Origin of the sequence: Spongiimicrobium salis (genome assembly GCF_043678055.1) — a bacterium.
GTDB lineage: Bacteria > Bacteroidota > Bacteroidia > Flavobacteriales > Flavobacteriaceae > Spongiimicrobium > Spongiimicrobium salis.
On the sequence record NZ_JBHEQA010000001.1, the window covers coordinates 79229 to 95519 of the forward strand.

The 16291-nt window shown below is 38.6% G+C and carries 10 protein-coding genes and 1 tRNA gene; all 11 read left to right on the forward strand.

The features are described from left to right. The first annotated feature begins 139 nt into the window (after positions 1 to 139). The 11 genes from ACEXOE_RS00345 to ACEXOE_RS00395 all read left to right on the forward strand — a co-directional run bounded on the left by ACEXOE_RS00345 (position 140) and on the right by ACEXOE_RS00395 (position 16236). The gene (locus ACEXOE_RS00345) at positions 140 to 2542 is read left to right on the forward strand and encodes a hypothetical protein (protein WP_394746728.1); all 2403 of its coding nucleotides are present in this window, start codon (positions 140 to 142) and stop codon (positions 2540 to 2542) included. Positions 2543 to 2552: 10 nt separating this feature from the next. Continuing rightward, the gene (locus tag ACEXOE_RS00350; RefSeq protein WP_394746729.1) at positions 2553 to 4691 is read left to right on the forward strand and encodes a hypothetical protein; all 2139 of its coding nucleotides are present in this window, start codon (positions 2553 to 2555) and stop codon (positions 4689 to 4691) included. Further along, positions 4678 to 10056: an SLC5/6 family protein gene (locus ACEXOE_RS00355; protein ID WP_394746730.1), complete on the forward strand. Its 5379-nt coding sequence runs from the start codon at positions 4678 to 4680 to the stop codon at positions 10054 to 10056. Before ACEXOE_RS00350 ends, ACEXOE_RS00355 begins: the two co-directional genes overlap by 14 nt. Beyond that, the gene (locus ACEXOE_RS00360) at positions 10040 to 10570 is read left to right on the forward strand and encodes a hypothetical protein (RefSeq protein ID WP_394746731.1); all 531 of its coding nucleotides are present in this window, start codon (positions 10040 to 10042) and stop codon (positions 10568 to 10570) included. Before ACEXOE_RS00355 ends, ACEXOE_RS00360 begins: the two co-directional genes overlap by 17 nt. Positions 10571 to 10596: 26 nt before the next feature. After that, entirely contained in the window at positions 10597 to 11814 is a 1218-nt protein-coding gene (locus tag ACEXOE_RS00365; protein WP_394746732.1) for a hypothetical protein, read from the forward strand. Positions 11815 to 11901: 87 nt separating this feature from the next. Continuing rightward, positions 11902 to 11983, forward strand: a tRNA-Leu gene (locus tag ACEXOE_RS00370). A 312-nt stretch (positions 11984 to 12295) separates the two neighbouring features. After that, on the forward strand, positions 12296 to 13321 hold the full coding sequence (locus tag ACEXOE_RS00375) for a sensor histidine kinase (RefSeq protein WP_394746733.1): 1026 nt from the start codon (positions 12296 to 12298) through the stop codon (positions 13319 to 13321). Positions 13322 to 13344: 23 nt separating this feature from the next. Beyond that, entirely contained in the window at positions 13345 to 14043 is a 699-nt protein-coding gene (locus tag ACEXOE_RS00380; protein WP_394746734.1) for a LytR/AlgR family response regulator transcription factor, read from the forward strand. Between the two features lie 298 nt (positions 14044 to 14341). Then, positions 14342 to 14983, forward strand: a complete 642-nt coding sequence (locus ACEXOE_RS00385; protein ID WP_394746735.1) for a hypothetical protein — start codon at positions 14342 to 14344, stop codon at positions 14981 to 14983. A gap of 36 nt (positions 14984 to 15019) precedes the next feature. Beyond that, on the forward strand, positions 15020 to 15427 hold the full coding sequence (locus ACEXOE_RS00390; protein ID WP_394746736.1) for a DUF6326 family protein: 408 nt from the start codon (positions 15020 to 15022) through the stop codon (positions 15425 to 15427). Beyond that, positions 15424 to 16236 (forward strand): hypothetical protein, encoded by an 813-nt coding sequence (locus ACEXOE_RS00395; RefSeq protein ID WP_394746737.1) that lies wholly within the window; start codon positions 15424 to 15426, stop codon positions 16234 to 16236. The genes ACEXOE_RS00390 and ACEXOE_RS00395 overlap by 4 nt, the downstream gene beginning before the upstream one ends. Positions 16237 to 16291: the final 55 nt, after the last annotated feature.

Genomic DNA, 16291 nt, shown 5'->3' on the forward strand with positions numbered 1-16291 from the left:
ATCTGATTGATTTCGACGCTATTGTTTTCGCTATGGTGGAAAACAGTATCAATTCTCGAAATCTAGTGAGAACACAGATTTGATAGCCCCACTATCTGACCATTGCTTATCGATTTTTTAACTTTTATTCATCAATCGGATGTTGTATCTACCTATATATATAGATCGTAGAAGGGTTCATATTTGTCCATTGCAGGAGAATGCCGCCAAAACGACCCCATCGTATTTTGAATGTATTGTCCCCAGTGTATCTGGGCAAGTCCTATTTGCTATTAAAAAAGGATCTTCGCTCCTTTCTGAAAAAGGAACCAGTTTTGACATTCCTTTTTTCACTCACAACGAGGAGGAGCTTACACAAAACTTGGGTTTGTCTTTTAAAAAGGAAGCTAATACCCTTGTTGCAGAAGTAATTCACTTGGCAGAAGGAACTGAAATCGACACTGCAGAACAAACCCAGGTCTTGCAGGATTTTGGACTCACGTATACCCTAGATGAAAAGGAATTGGTTCTAGGGAATAGTTCGGACGCTGCTCGCGAAATCACCTGTGAACTACGCTATAAGAACTACGCCTACACCTTTGTTATTCAACTGGCGCCAAATGCACAAATTGTAAATGCCGTTTTTGATTTCGGTTCCGAGGCGTCCCAGGTAGCTTCCTTGTTCCATGACTCCTACGCCATTGCCCCCATGAGTTTGGTACATCATGCCCATGATCATTTTTATAGCGAAGCCTTTCCGGATAAGGATGCTTCGCCCAAGGATTTCTATCAATATGAAGACGATCAAAATCACAAACACGTTCTCCTCTCCTATTTTTTCATTAAAGCGCAAGGAGGAATACTGCACAAAACAGAAATTCCCTTCAAAAATGGGCATCAGAGTTTACTAAAAATACTGACCAGTGATACGGAAGAGGAATTTGTCACAAATTTAAACCAAGCCAACAGTGAAGGGCATTTTTTAATTCCCAACCTGAAATTGGCAGATAGTATGTCTTTTAACGGCATTCACTATAAATTAAAAAACGGAAAACGCGGCAATTTTGAAAACGATGAAGTCAAGGAATTGATTTTCCAAACAATCTTAAATCAGTTTATACACCTACTCTTAAAACGTATAGATGCGTATTACTCCGAAAAGGATCGCACCCAAAAAATCCATTTAAGGCTGAATCTATTGGTTCCCAATATTTATCCCCAAAAACGGGTTTCCCGATTGCTCAGTGCCTTTCAGGAAAATATCAAGATAATTTTTGCCCAGGAATATCCACAATTTCAGGGGATAGAACTCTTGACCAATTCCGAAAGTGATGCCTCCTTTGATTTTCAGGAATACAAAGCCTCAAAAAAATCGATACAGGACAAGAATGACCATTGTCTCCTTATTGATGCCGGAAAGGGTACTACCGATTTTTCCATTATCCGCTGTAACCTAAAGACAAAATCATTTTTAAGTATCTATCGCTCGGGCATGGCAGGTGCGGGAAATCTAATTACCTATGCCATTATGGAAGCTATTGTGGCTATTATCACTGGAGGGGATACTACCAAAAGCAAACGGTTCATTAAAGAGAAGATTTTAAGTGGAGATCTCTCCAGGCAATTGGACTTTTACAAACTTCTAGAGCAGATCAAAAAAAATTACAGCGACTTGAGCCCCATCCCTCCCGATGCCATCTTTTCCCTATCCTACAATAATATCCGGTTAGAGAGTTTTTATGAAGACGGAAACAGTCTGGCGCAATTAAATGTCTTTTTGGAAAAAATGTTGGCCGATAATTTGCGCATTGCAGATTACTACGGCATTATTCATACGACACTGGAAAAGTATACCGATAAACTAATTGCGGACATCAGTACTTCGCAATTGGAAAAATTCCACCTGATACGGCTGGCGGGACGTGCTTTTGGATTCCAGCTGTTGACAGATTTGCTCAGAAAGAAACTCCGGAAATTCTCAAGCAATATTGCGGTATTGGAGAATCCAAAGGGCACCTGTTTGCAAAACAGTTTGCGTACCCAAGTAAATATTAATGAGAATTCCAATATGGTGGGTATCCCGGTAATTCCAGAAAAAGGATCCATTTTCTCCGGTAAGCTAAGTCAGTTTATACAACGGTTGGACCATGAAATCAACGCCAAAAAAGAAAATCCTTCCCCACAGGAAGAGCAGGGTACAAATTCCTGGAATTTCTTTACCCATGGCATCAATTATAGTGGGGAAGATCTGGAAATGTTGAAAATTGGAGGGTATGAGTACGAACTGGAGCATGCCGACATGAAACTCGAAGATCAATTGAACCTGATTTTTGTGGGGGATAAATTTCTGGTACGCTCCGCCAAGGCCTCCACAGCCTTAAAACTGAATCCGAAAATGGCAAAAACGGACGATCCGGATGTTATCAAATCTTTGTTTCCCAATTTACCCAATCACAACGGAGTTCCTATTACTGCCCCGGACACCAATGCTGCAGGCTATGAAATCATCTCCAAAGAACGTATCATCAATAAATATATGCGAATACTCGGAAAACCAAACTAAAAAAACCAGCATGAAAAGGAGTTTTAATTCCAATCCTAGGCTAGCGCTTATTCGCCATACCGTACTGTTGCTGTTTCTAATGTATCTTCCCAAATCATATGGGCAAGAACAAACGGCCTATCCCCTTATAAAAGCCGATTCCTCCAAGCTCTATATTGGGAATTACAGTATTGATTTTAGCCCCCGAACCGCTAGTGATATTGACGGTTCTACAAGCTTTCCCTATGATTCCATTGTTTCCGTTCATGATTTTGATAGGGCCATCAATATGTTTTTTCCCCAATTAACTTTTAATGATCAGAAAAAATACGATGATTTAAAAGATGACATTCAAGGCTGGAGTTATACGGAAGTATTGAACCAATTAAATATTTCCAGAATTGGCAGTAATATTAACCTTAGATGGAGGTCCCTTCCCCTCCGTGATGCCATTGCCTCTGCCCTCATCGCCTATGTAAAAAGTGATGCCAAATATCATCTCTACATTGATCAAGGGCAGTTGCATTATATTTATGTTAGGGACTCCAAGGTCATTGCCGTGGATTCCATTGCTAGAACCATTAGGCTTAAAACGGCCAGCCCCATTGTAGAACCTATACCGCCCGAACAAGAAAATACGGCTTCGCCCCGAGAAGTATGGCTTTATGCCATCATGGCGCTTCTGATCTTGGCCCTAGGCTTTCTTTCCTTTCGATTTCTTCAAAGGCAAAAAAGTCGTCTGAGCATAGATGAAATCGCAAAACTCCAAAAAGGCGAACCTATTGAGGGAGAACACCGATTATCCCAGGAATACAAGGCAAGGTTAGATCAGATAAAACGCGAAATAGCCTATGCAACCCAAGGGGGCCCGGAGAATGAGGCACACAAAAAAATCGTCTTGCAGCACATGGATCTGGTAGATCAACTTGAAAATTCTGAAGATGAATTGACGATGCTCCAGGTTCTGAAGAACTATTTGAATACGAATGGCCTTATCCACAGTGCTTCTAAAATAGGATCCATGGCTACTTTTATAGAACAAAAGAAAATGCTCCAAAACAACAGTGCTAAGGAGAAAGATCTGGATGTGCTCATGCTTAGAAGTTTGGAATTGTTTTATAGCGATGGTGGAAACGGAGAAGCGCCCATAAAGAAATTAAAAGCACGTTTGGAAACGCTCAGTGCGCTGGAAAAAAGGGCTGCACAATTCATTGCGCATACAAAGACCGATAGCTTTTCCGGTTTTTCAGAAAAAATAGAGGCTCTTTTTACAACGTCCAGAACTTTGGAACATTCTTCAAAAATACTGGAACTGCTATCCCTGTTTCAAGTAGAGGAAAAAGCACTGCATACGTTTAAGGAGACCACAAATCTGATTCCAGGGCTAAATGATCTTTCGGAATTTCTTTCGACCAAAAATGATTCCTTGGAAGCTGGTTTTTTCACGAAGGATGTATTGCTACATCTACAGCTGCTTTTCCAAAAACTACAGGCTTTGGTTCCCGGAATAGCACATGATCCATGCTTATTGTCTGTTGAAATCCTGAAAGCCGGCCTCTTTCATTCCTTTTTTGAAGCCTTGCAGCAGGCCGAAGAAAAAGAGGGGCCCTTGGATACCGCTGAGCTTATAGAAACTATACGGTCCAATTACAATGAATTAAAACCAAAGGAAATAGCATTGCCTCATTTTCAATTGGACGATTTCATTGAAAAAGAATTGCGCCCCTATTGGAACCTCACTTCCAAAGCGACCTTGAATTACGAAACAGAAAACCAATATTTGTTACAATTTCATCAGCGCTATCACGGTTTGTTGACCAAGTTGGAATCCTCCCAAGTCCTGGAAGAAGAGGATCGAATATGGTTCTTTGAAACCCTGTTCAGCATTACTTTTCACATTCTGGATTATGTAAAAATTAAGTTGGCCCTGCCCAAGACCGATGGGGCTGATATCAACTTTGGCCTGATTTTGGAAGGAAACAGTATTCATGACCTGTCTTCGGAAGCCTATGATGTCATCACCAAAAATTACAGGACCACGCCCATTGAAGTGCGACATATCCTGAAATTGGCACAACAGGTTGGAATTAAAAAATTAGATGATCTATTGTTCAATGGGGTTTATATTAACCCTGAAAGCTTAAATGACACTACCGATGAGAAAAATTGATACGTTCCAATTAGGCATTAATTCGGGTTGGGCAATCTTTCTTATTTTAAGCATTGTCTTCGTGGATACTTTTAATGGGTTGATTTTGTTTTCCATCATTCTCATTGGGATTCTCCTTTTCCTACTTCGGGAAAAGAGCGATTCGCTTCGAAGTTTTACGGCTTCCATTTTTTTAACGCTGGGCATCATGGGCCTATTTCTGGTGAATCATTATACATTTCCAAACCAGAAAGACGGTATTTTTGACAATAGCGATTACCATGTGCTGGAGCATCTGGGTTTTGACTATCGCGATTCCATCAAGCTGGTGAATGACAAAGATTCGCTTTATGCCTTATGGGACGATAAAAAAGGAGTGGTTTCCTTGAAAAATAAAAACAAGGACACTGCACAATTGCATATCCAGGATTTTTACGAACCTTTTTACGTGCAGGAATCCCAAGAGCGGCCCACACATTTTAAGCTGGTCAATAATAGCTACAATTTAGATATCTCAACAGGATTCCAAGTAAAGGAGTCTGGCACTTCTATCCTCCATTTTGAAATTGCTGATGCCCTGACCAATGAAATTTCCAAGGCGCGTTATCGTATTGGGGTAAATGCCGCGGATTTGAAGGAAATAGAATTTGATAAAAAAATATTTCAAGGCTATCCTTTTACCGATCTTTTGGCCCAAGGAAATTTCAATAATTTGGGACAGTTACTGGAACTATTTGAGGGCAGTTATCTCATTAGAGCCATCCACAGGCCCAAATCGGCCGGATTGGGAGCGGACAATGCCCTTTATTTTTTTCCGGGAAGAAATTTTGCCTCCAATCCCAACATTCAAATATCCAATGGACAACAGTCATTGGCCAATGCAGATCTTAATACGGCTTTTACCCATGACCTGCCCCATGATCGTAGATTCTATGTAGGCCTAGGAAAGACGGCCACAGAAAAACTTTATCTTCATCAGGAAGAAGATTATACGAATATCAATGACCTGCACACCAAACTTGTCTTTGATTTTCCCCAAAAATTTCGATTGAAAAACGACAGGAAGAATCTGCTCTTTATTTCTTCCTCTTTAGATGAAGTTATTCAAAACTCTCTGGATGGCGGATATTACTTTCCCCTATTTGAAAATAGCTTGAATAAAAACCATTGTATGGCCAGTATTCGCTATAACAAGGGAAGCCCTGAAAAGTCCATCAGTTTTCATATCAATGATCAGTATGATGAAAGTCTTCCGCAGACCAATGGAAGTCTAATTACCGCATCTTCGGACGAAGCCTTCTTTCTCTCCTCTAAAAATAAGGAGAGTAATTTGCGGTGGATCTTCCAAGTAACCAATTTGCGGGAGTCGAATGCCTTGACCCAGACAAAATTATACGGCTTTATTATTCTGTATATCTTCTTGGTATTGGTGGTGATCAATGTGGTGGGGACCGATAAGATCAGTCTGGTAGAGATTGCAGCCTACATTGCCATTTTTGTGTTTCTTATGGTTCGTATTATCCTACAGTGGCGCATTAGCACCTTTGTTCCCATAGAAGATATTGGAAAATACGAATACGAGGATACCTTACGCAGTATCAAGTGGTTTCATTTTACGGTAATCTGGACCGTAGCCTTTTTCGTCATCCGTTTGGGTATTTTCTTTTTTAGGACTACCGATTGGTTCTCCAAAAAATGGGAAACCATTACCGCTTACTGGAAAAAAGTACCCTTTTGGAAATACATGCTTGTGTATGTAGCGCTAGCCTTGACGCAATTTGTCACCTCCGGGAGCTTGTCCAGAATCTTCAATATTTTCCTGCCCGTTAGCCTCTATTTTTTAGTGAGTATTTTAAATTTTCACAATAGAAAGGATACCGAGAAACTTTGGGGCTTTGAGCCTTTTCAAATTTTCAACACCCTCATTGCCGTAGGTTGGCTGGCCATAGCAGATTCCGGTTTTGGAATCATCTTTTTTCTCTTTGTGTGCTTAAAAGAGTTTTTAAAGGTATTCCTGACCAAATCTCCTTCCAGGAAACATATGATAAAAGCGGTCATAGCGGCAATTCTCTTTTTTGGAGTCATCCGTTTTGGGAGCAACCTCATCAGTAATGCCATTGATAACAAAGAAATTACCTATATAGTACTTCTCATCATTGCCCTAGGTATTCTTGCGGGCCTTCTCGTAATCATCGGGAGGGTTGATCGTCCTAAGAAATTAGGTTTCCGTTTGTTTTCGGGCTTGTTCCTGATTGGAATTCTCGCTGGGGGTATTCTGGGATATCATCACGGATTTCCCGATAAACTATCCCGGTTTAACTATGTGAAGTATCGGGCCAAAATACATCATACGCCCATTGACAGTCTCATTCAACAAGAAAAATTCAAATCTTCGGAAGTGAATCAAATTCTTCAGGCGGGGCAAAACCAATGGTTCATCAATGCCTATCTAAAGAAAGATACGGCCATTGAAGATGAGGCTAAAAAAAGAGGGTATTTTTCCTTAAAGCCCCATTTCAACAAGGGATCGGGCTATACCACCCAGACCAGGGATGTTGTCCTTACACGTTATATTATTGCCGAACATAGCGAAGTTATGGTTTTGGGGCTCATTGCGCTTTTTATGCTCTTGATCGTGCTCTATTTTCAAAAATTTTACGCCCAATCCTCTTACAGTCGCCTTGGCTTTGATGCTATTGTGCTCTTGTTCACCATTGGCTTTTTTGTTTGGCTTACCGCCACAAACCGATTTATCTTTTTTGGACAGGACTTCCCCTTTTTAAGTATCACCAGTAAGCTGACTTTATTCCTTCCTTTTTTACTCTTTCTCATTCTGATCATTTCCAACGAGCGATTAAAGGAGGGGGAACTTATTCCAAGAAAAAGAACCCATAAATACGCTTTGGTCATTCCTATTTTGGGCATCGTCCTTACCGGCTATTTCCTGAAGAATCAGAATAATATTTTAGCGGAGAATCTCTTTAATATCGACCCGACCATTAAAGTGGTCAAAGAACGGGTAGATTTTCTGAACAAACGTTTAGGAGTATACCAAGATTCTCTGGTCGATACGGAAAGCCAATACTATAGGCCTAATTTTGATCCGGAAAAAATCAGTGCTTTTTATGCCGTCCCGGACTCCTTGAATAATTTTATCAGTGGCTTTAACGAGTATCTGGGCAATTCGCAACTGAGTACCAATGTCAACCCAGAAAACATTAGCGATCGCCCCTTTGTGAGCAGTATTTACAACTATTTTTCCAAAGATCTGAAAGACAAAAACAATCCTAGTGAAATATTGCACCTTATTGTGAAAAACGGAGTGTTGCAATTGTCCATCAATGAACAATACTACTTAATACAGCCTCCCGAAGATCAACAGAATAGGTGGTTGGGACATTTGTACGCTGCAAAAAAAGATCTGCGGTTTGAATTGGTAAATACCGCCAATGACAAAAGTATTCCCATTGCCAATGACGCCTTTATCTCCGACTTTGATGCCATTACGGACCGACAAAACATTAAGAACCATCAACTGACCGTCATTCCCGGGGGATGGTTGGAAGAAAAAGAAATGGCCCTTCTTTTGAGCAGAAAAAGAACGGCCACTAAGGAAGAGCAAGGGAAATTTAAAATTTTGAACAATGCCACAAACTATTCATCTTATGAGCAGAAAATAGAAGGTTTTGCCTTAAAGATCATTCCCAATGATTTTGTAAATGTTTATGATTATAAGGACACTTCCAAACAATATAAACTGGTACGGGAAGAAAATAATTATCTAATGCGTAATCTCTGGCTCAACGGAAAACAACGTTTCTTTTATCCTTTGGGGGAAGATTTTATTTGGGCCTATAACTATGCCAATGCCGCCCAAACGGTATATGCTTCCAAAACCTTTTCAAGAGATAGCCTGCGGGTGAGCATCGATTACGATCTCACCAAAAACATTTCGGGAATCGTAAAGGAATATGCCAAAAGGAGAAGGTGGAGCAATCAGAAATTCTCGGTTTCCATCTTAGACGGTAATGGGCGTATTCGGGCCATCGTAGATCATGTTCAAAAATCCCGTCTTAACCCCAACGACCTTAAGGGTTTACTGAAGTTCAGAAAGGAATCTTATGCCATACAGCGCCCTAGTTCGGGAAGGGATGAAAAAGGCAACCTTAACCTGTTTTCTACCCGGATAGGCCCAGGGTCTTCCATCAAACCCATTATGTATGCAGCGACCACCTCACAATACAATTTCAACTGGGAATCCTTGACCCTGAATGACATGACCGATGAAATGGCAAATTCCCTATTGGATGGAGAAGGACGAGTGTCCAAGTTTGGAGGAAAGTCCATTACCCCCTGGAAACTTCAAAAGCTAGATAAAATAGGTCTTGACAATAAAGACTATATGATTCGTTCCTCTAATATGTATCATTCTTTGGTGATGTTTCTAGGTTCCTATACCAAAAGTACCCTGCAACAACAAGTGGATAACATCCTAAGCCCTTTATCCAAAAAAGAACCGTACTTCCCTAGTTTTAATTACCGTGGCGAAGGCCCTTTCACCTTTAACCCTGCCCATTGGCCTTCGTCCAGTGAAGGGGACAAAGACTATTTTGGGAATACCAATTCCATATTGGCAGAGGGTTTACGGACCAATTTTAACCTCAATGTGTCCTGGCCCAAGGAAGATAACAGAGCCAACCATGTGAATATTGATGCGCCAACCGGCCCCAGTATCTACGACAATAATTATACAGAATTCAAGAGCTTTAGCTATCCGGAGGTTTCCTCCTTTATCCATGATGACCGAGAGCAACGCTCCAGTTTTAATCGGTCTATAAAGCAAAGTACCTTGGGAGGATTTCCCGTTGTAGTTACTCCTATTAAAATGGCGGAAATGGGCGGACGGCTTCTGAGCATGAACAAAGCCTTTAGCTTAAGCTTGGATGATAGCGGGAAACCGCTGAATTTTATTCCCTTTGAAGTGGACAAGGCCTCATGGGGCGATGCCAAGACCTACTATGAAAATTTTTATTATCCGGAATTGATCCAGAGTCTGGAAGATGTGATAAAAGAAGGCACCTTACAAAGTCTTAGCGGACTGCTCAAGGAGGATACCAAATATCATTACTACGCCAAAACGGGAACCATCAATTTTGAGACCCGAAGAAACAACAGGGCCAGTAACAAATTATTGTTGTTTGTGATCAGTCAGAACGATTTGGCAGAAATCAACTATGAACAGCTCCCCTATAACAAATTATACGTTTTCTATTTCACCTGTTATGAATGTGGCAATCAGCCCTCCGGACTCTTAAAATCCATCATTAACGAAGTAGAGGAAAACAATAGCGGTTTTAAAAAATATTTCAATGTCGAAACAAACTAAAAAACAAGACTCCACACTCTTGCAGTATTGGAAGAAATTACAACTTCCAATCCTCGTATTAATCGTGCTTATCGGTACGGCGTCTTTTATTTTCGCCTCTGAAAATCGTTCCAATGGAAGTTCAGGCGACGATATCCTGACACAAAAAAAAGATACTTTGGATAAGGCAAGGCATATGGGAACCGTAAAATTAGATACCTTAAAATTTTTGATCAATGAAATTGGATGGACCGATAAACTTAAAATAGATACCAGTAGCTGGACAGACAAAGCCACTTTTTCTATAGAATCGGGAGTAGACAAGAAAAATTTTCATCGCATATTTTACAACAATATGACCTCACGCTATTTACAAGATTTTGGCACTACCTATTTTGAATTGCACACCACAGAGGACCGCTATGGTTTTTCCTGTAGGTATTTGGAAAAAGGAGGTGTGGACTATGTGGAAATTCCCTATGAGTTTTTATTGGGAATTGTAAATGAAAGAGGAAGACAACGCGCGGGTAAATAATCACATACCATAATTAGAGCACTAGCATGGCCCATCAAAAAAAATTGGAAAACATCGTTCATAAATTGGGAAATCCCGGCCAATTCAGAAAGTTTGTATCCTACTGTGTAGAGACCGTCAGCAAAAAACCCTTGAGCAGTTCGTTACAAGCGGCCGTAGAAGAAGCCATCGTCAAAAACGAACAAGCTCTTTTACTGGAGGCCTTGGAACGCTCCTTAGAGTTTTCTGCACAGAAATGCTATAAATCTTTCCATCAAAATAGAAAGGCATACCTCTGGCAAAAATACAAGGCCATTTTAAAAATGGTAGGTATTGCCTTAGGAATCTTGGCCGTCTGCATTGCCATTGGATTGGGCTTGGATCATTATCAAAAACTTCCTTTTAAAAAATACACCTATCACTATGTTTTGGCAGATACCCTATATATGCGGGACAATAGTGCAAACAATGCTATTATTGACACCCTATATTACGGAGATCAGGTAGTGATCAACGAGATTGACGCACAAAAATCCACGGCCATGGTAGAAAAGGACAGCGAGTCGTTTTGGGGAGCTACGGAAGGAGCCGTGCATTCTTCCTATGTGATTCCTGAAGATCAATTTGAATTGTACACCGCCATCTTGGGAAATGGCAATCAGGACAATATAAACTTAAAGACCCCTTGGATTCGTAAAGCCTTGATCAATTATTTTAAATCCAAGAATTATTTGGGAAATCAAAGCAGTAAAAAGGTGCTGAAAAAGAACAAAGAGGCACAACAATGGGGGTTTGCTGGTCTACAATCTCCAGGTAACGTCCATAACTTTTTTCGGATCGATGAACAGCTCAATCCCAAACAGCGCTATGTCACACGCAGGTACTATGCCTTACTGAATTTTGGGGAGGAGCGTAGTTTAAATGCGGATTTATCGCGTAAAATTTCCCGTTTCACGGCTATGGTATTACAAAGCAATAGCGGAAATCAGCGTTTTTTGGTCTTTGAATTCAATGCGGCGCAAGAAGTTGTGGAGACCTATGCCTATGATCTTCCCCAGAGGGATGATGAATCCAAGTATGTGATCAAAGAAATATTCAGGGGTTTTAATGAAATCCCGGAGATGACGCCCTATGTCGCAACCTATCCCGGTATTATATGCCGATCGATGAATCCTGACATTCCGGAAACCATACTGTTTTATTATGACGAAGATCGGAGAGGCTTCCTTTCCAAAACATGGAACATCCCCGCCAAACCTTTTTAACGCCAAGCCTTAAATAATAGCGTAAAATTAAATATCCTAAGAAATCATTTTTTTGATCCGCCAGAGGGTTCTATATTTGCAGACCATACCTGGGTGGCGGAATTGGTAGACGCGCACGCTTGAGGGGCGTGTGTCTTAGGACGTGTGGGTTCGACTCCCATCTCAGGTACAAAGAGAGACAGTTGTTAAGGCTGTCTCTTTTTTTTAGCATGGCTAATTTCCGAACGGCGCTTAAGCGCATGATCTCCTCCCCTTTTTCCTTTCAACTCCCCTACTAGAACAGGTTTTAGCAGGGTCCATCCGGACTTTTTTCAAAACAAAGGTTTTGTTATCACCTATGTGTTTGATTATCAAGGCCCTATTCTAGTTGTTGATTTAATCAAGAGATTTTGCAGACAAATATTCCTTGTTTACAGAATACTTTTTGTGCTGATACTGAAAAAATTGATTTTCGCTAAAAATTATTTAGTACTTTAAAATTGTGAAAAAATCAATCATTGTTGGGTTACATATTGGGTTTTGGTTATGCTACTTCGTCTTAACAATTGTTTTAGTTGTACTTTCATTGGAAGGAGAGGAGAATGCTATTGTAGATGAAACAACAGAAAGAGTATTATACTTTACTGTAATTCCCTCTGTTATTTCTTATTATTTATTCTATTTTATTGTATTTCCAAAATTTCGCAAAAAGAAGTTTATAACGACTATTATTTACTCACTCTCGTTTGCCGTTGGAGCAGCGTTGTTCGGACATCTTCTAATTTATATTTTCTTAGGAATAGAAAGCTTGACAGAGCGTGAAGAGTCTATTACCATTGGGTTCATTTTCAGCTCTTTTGTTTGCTTTGTAACTGGAACTGTGAGTTTAGTAACCAAAGGCTTTATTAGCTGGTATGAAGAATTAAAATTAAAAGAAGAATTAAAACAAAAAAATCACGAAATGGAAATGGCTTTGGTTAAATCGCAACTAGACCCACACTTTCTGTTCAATACATTGAACAATATTGACATTCTAATTCTTAAAAACGCAACGGAGGCCTCTACTTACTTAAATAAATTATCTGATATTATGCGTTTTATGTTATTTGAGACAAAAACAGATAAAATTTTGCTGTCTAAAGAACTTGAATATATTGAGAAATACATAGCGCTACAGAAGATAAGAACGGTAAATTCTAATTATGTCAATTTTAAAATTAAAGGTTCACCAAATGGCAAGACTATTGCTCCAATGGTTTTTTTGCCATTTATTGAAAATGCTTTTAAGCATACCACAAATAAAAAACTAGATAATGCCATTACTATTCACATTGCTATAGATGAAAGCACTGTGATATTCGAATGTGAAAACAAATTTAATCCAAAGAGAAAACTAAGCCAGAAAAATAGTGGTTTGGGCAATACGCTTATTGAAAGAAGACTGGATCTATTATATCCAGAACAACACCATTTAAAAGTAAAAAAAGAAAACGAGCAATACATTGTCAAGTTAACGATCAGTCAATAATTTTATAAAGAACAGTATCACAAATGAAACAATATAACTGTATCATCATAGAAGACGAGCCATTGGCGCTCGAAAGAACTAAAGAGTTCACTCAAAAAGTTCCTTTTCTTGAGGTATCTGCTACTTTTGACAATGCGCTAGATGGTCTTGCTTATCTAAAAACCAACAAAGTGGATGTTCTTTTTCTGGACATTAATATGGACGAGTTAACTGGTGTAGAATTACTGGAAAGCTCAAAAATAGAAAGTCAAGTAATTATTACTACGGCCTATCAAGAATATGCACTTAAAAGCTATGAACTCAACGTTACTGATTATCTACTAAAACCGTTTACATTTAATAGATTTCTTCAAGCAGCCAACAAAGCATTGGACAATCTCGATAAAGTAATGACAAACATTACTCCTGAATTTCTTTTTGTTAAGACAGAGAATCGATTAGAAAAAATTAATCTTCAAGATATTCTGTACATTGAAGGTATGCGTGATTATCGCAGAATACATACTGTTGAAAAAAGGATTATGACTTTACAAAATTTCAAAGAATTTGAACAAATTATACCGCCCAACTTGGTATGTAGAGTACATAAATCCTATATGGTTTCCTTAAGTAAAATCGATTCCATAGAAAGAAATAGAATACGTATTTCGGGCCAACTGATTCCCATTTCAGAAACGTATAAAGCTAATTTTTTTCAATTGATAAGCGCTACCAAATGGTAGCGTTTTTAAGTATGTATTACCATCTTTTCTGTATGCCTTTTTAAGGTTTAGGTTACTTCAATTACCTCCCATATTTCAATATGATTTTCCCACTATTCTGGTTTTGGACGCAAAGTCCAATAGAACTTAAAACAGATGATAATTAGTGTTTTACGTAGATTCTGTCCAATCATTTCGCAGATTGAACAGAGGATTATGCAGACATATGTATAGGCATTGCATATTAAAATTTTCTCTCTATTCACTTCCCATGATATTTGCCTAAGTATTAATTGTTTAATCCAATAAAAAAGAAATAATGGGCACTTCAATTAAAATAATAACATTAACAATTTTAGCATCCTTTACGTTGGAAGCACAAGTGGAAATACCTAACGGTGATTTTAATCATTTTGAAACTATTCAAATTGAAAAGTACAATTACGATTTACCTGTAGGCTGGAAAGAGCATCAAAAAAATGAGGCTAGCAGGCAAGGCGATGGAAGCGGTTTTGTGTACAAATATGATTTACCAGATGCCAACGGAAATGCGCTAGCATTACACAGAACCTACTCTGCAGAAACCAATACAATAATAACAAGTTTTTCAATTCCTGAAAACAAAGAAAACCTCCGATTGGTTGGGCGTTATAAATTTTCAGGCTCAGATATTGATACTGCCAAGGATACCCTACGCATCGCAGTTTTTTCTTCTAAAAAGTCAATAGATGATATTCCCAATACACTTCCTAAAAATGCTACAGTCCTAAACATAGCTGAGCCTGAAGCACAATTTGAATGGTTTCATTTGGATATAAACGAAATCCAAAAGAACAATTATGTAACCATTGTTATTCAATTGATATCTGGTAGCGATGATAGTTATTATTGGGGGCAATCAAATGCCGTATTAGATGATTTAAAATTTGCAACCATTCAAAAATCAGCACAAGTAAATTAGAAGTTTTCACTTAACAACTTATAAAACAATTTCATTATGAACGCAAAAAAAACAGACCCAAGAGTTCTACTATCTACCTTATGGATTGTTATACTGTTCAACATGATAGTAAGAGACCTGCATGAGTTTTTACGTGAAGGGTATTTACATAAACTGACATCTTTAAATATTTCAGAAGAAACCGTTCTACTTTATGGTTTTGCAGCCCAGATTCCCATTCTTATGATACTCTTGTCAAGAACACTAAAAAACGAGGCCAATAAATGGTATAATACTATTGCTGCTGTAATTGTTTCACTTGGTTTTCTAAGCACCTTACCAACAGCTGATATGGATGATATTTTCTTTGTCATTATTGAAAATATCCTTCTTCTCTTCATTTTACGAATAGCGTGGAAATTACCAAAAACTAAAAAAATCACTCCCTTTAAAAATCCGTTATGATTACTAAAATCTATGTCAAGGGGCTGATCATATTAATGAGCTGTTTTTCGAGTAATCAATTTGATACTCTAAATAGCACATTGGATTCTGAAAGGCTTAGGGAGCAGTTAGCAAAGGACTTCAAAGAAATTTTTGGCTTTTCTAAACAAATGAAACGCTATGGAATCACACCTGAAAATTTTGAATCCTTTTTCCAGAGAGGTGCTATAGAATCCTTCAATTTTCATCAGTCCTCCCATTATATGAAACAATCTGATTTGAATCGAATGATTGAACAGAAACTCATTAATTACCAAGATTTAAAACACCCTTTGAAGGAGCCATCCAAGAGCAACTCCAAAGGTTCAAAAGTCCAAAGTATTTTAAATACATTCTCTGGTGAATGGAGTGGAAAATGGAAAGAGACGCCAGTAAGGCACCTTTGGCTTCCATTCAAAAAAATTAATCTTAAAATTAATAAATCGTTTAAGATAATCGGTTTTCAAACTTGTTTTACTGGAGATGGGTTTGGTTGGAATTATTTACTTCAGAAAGGGAAAAAGGTAATCATCTTGGGTCACGTATATCATTTTAATTCAAAAGGAGTATTGGATTATGAAAATCCGCATTATGCATTTTTAAATGACCAAAACCAACTTACTTGGGTTTCAGATAATCACGTGTACTATGAATTTGTATGTGAAGATGAAAAATGTACTGATAGTAAGCACTACGTTATTACGGCGATACCGTACTCAAACACTAATGAATTAAATTTTGGAACTCCCTTTCAAGCTATTTATACATCAGGAAATAATTCAAGTCAGTAATAACAGATTTAATAATCAAAAAATAACGAACGTACAATAATGTGTATAGTTAATT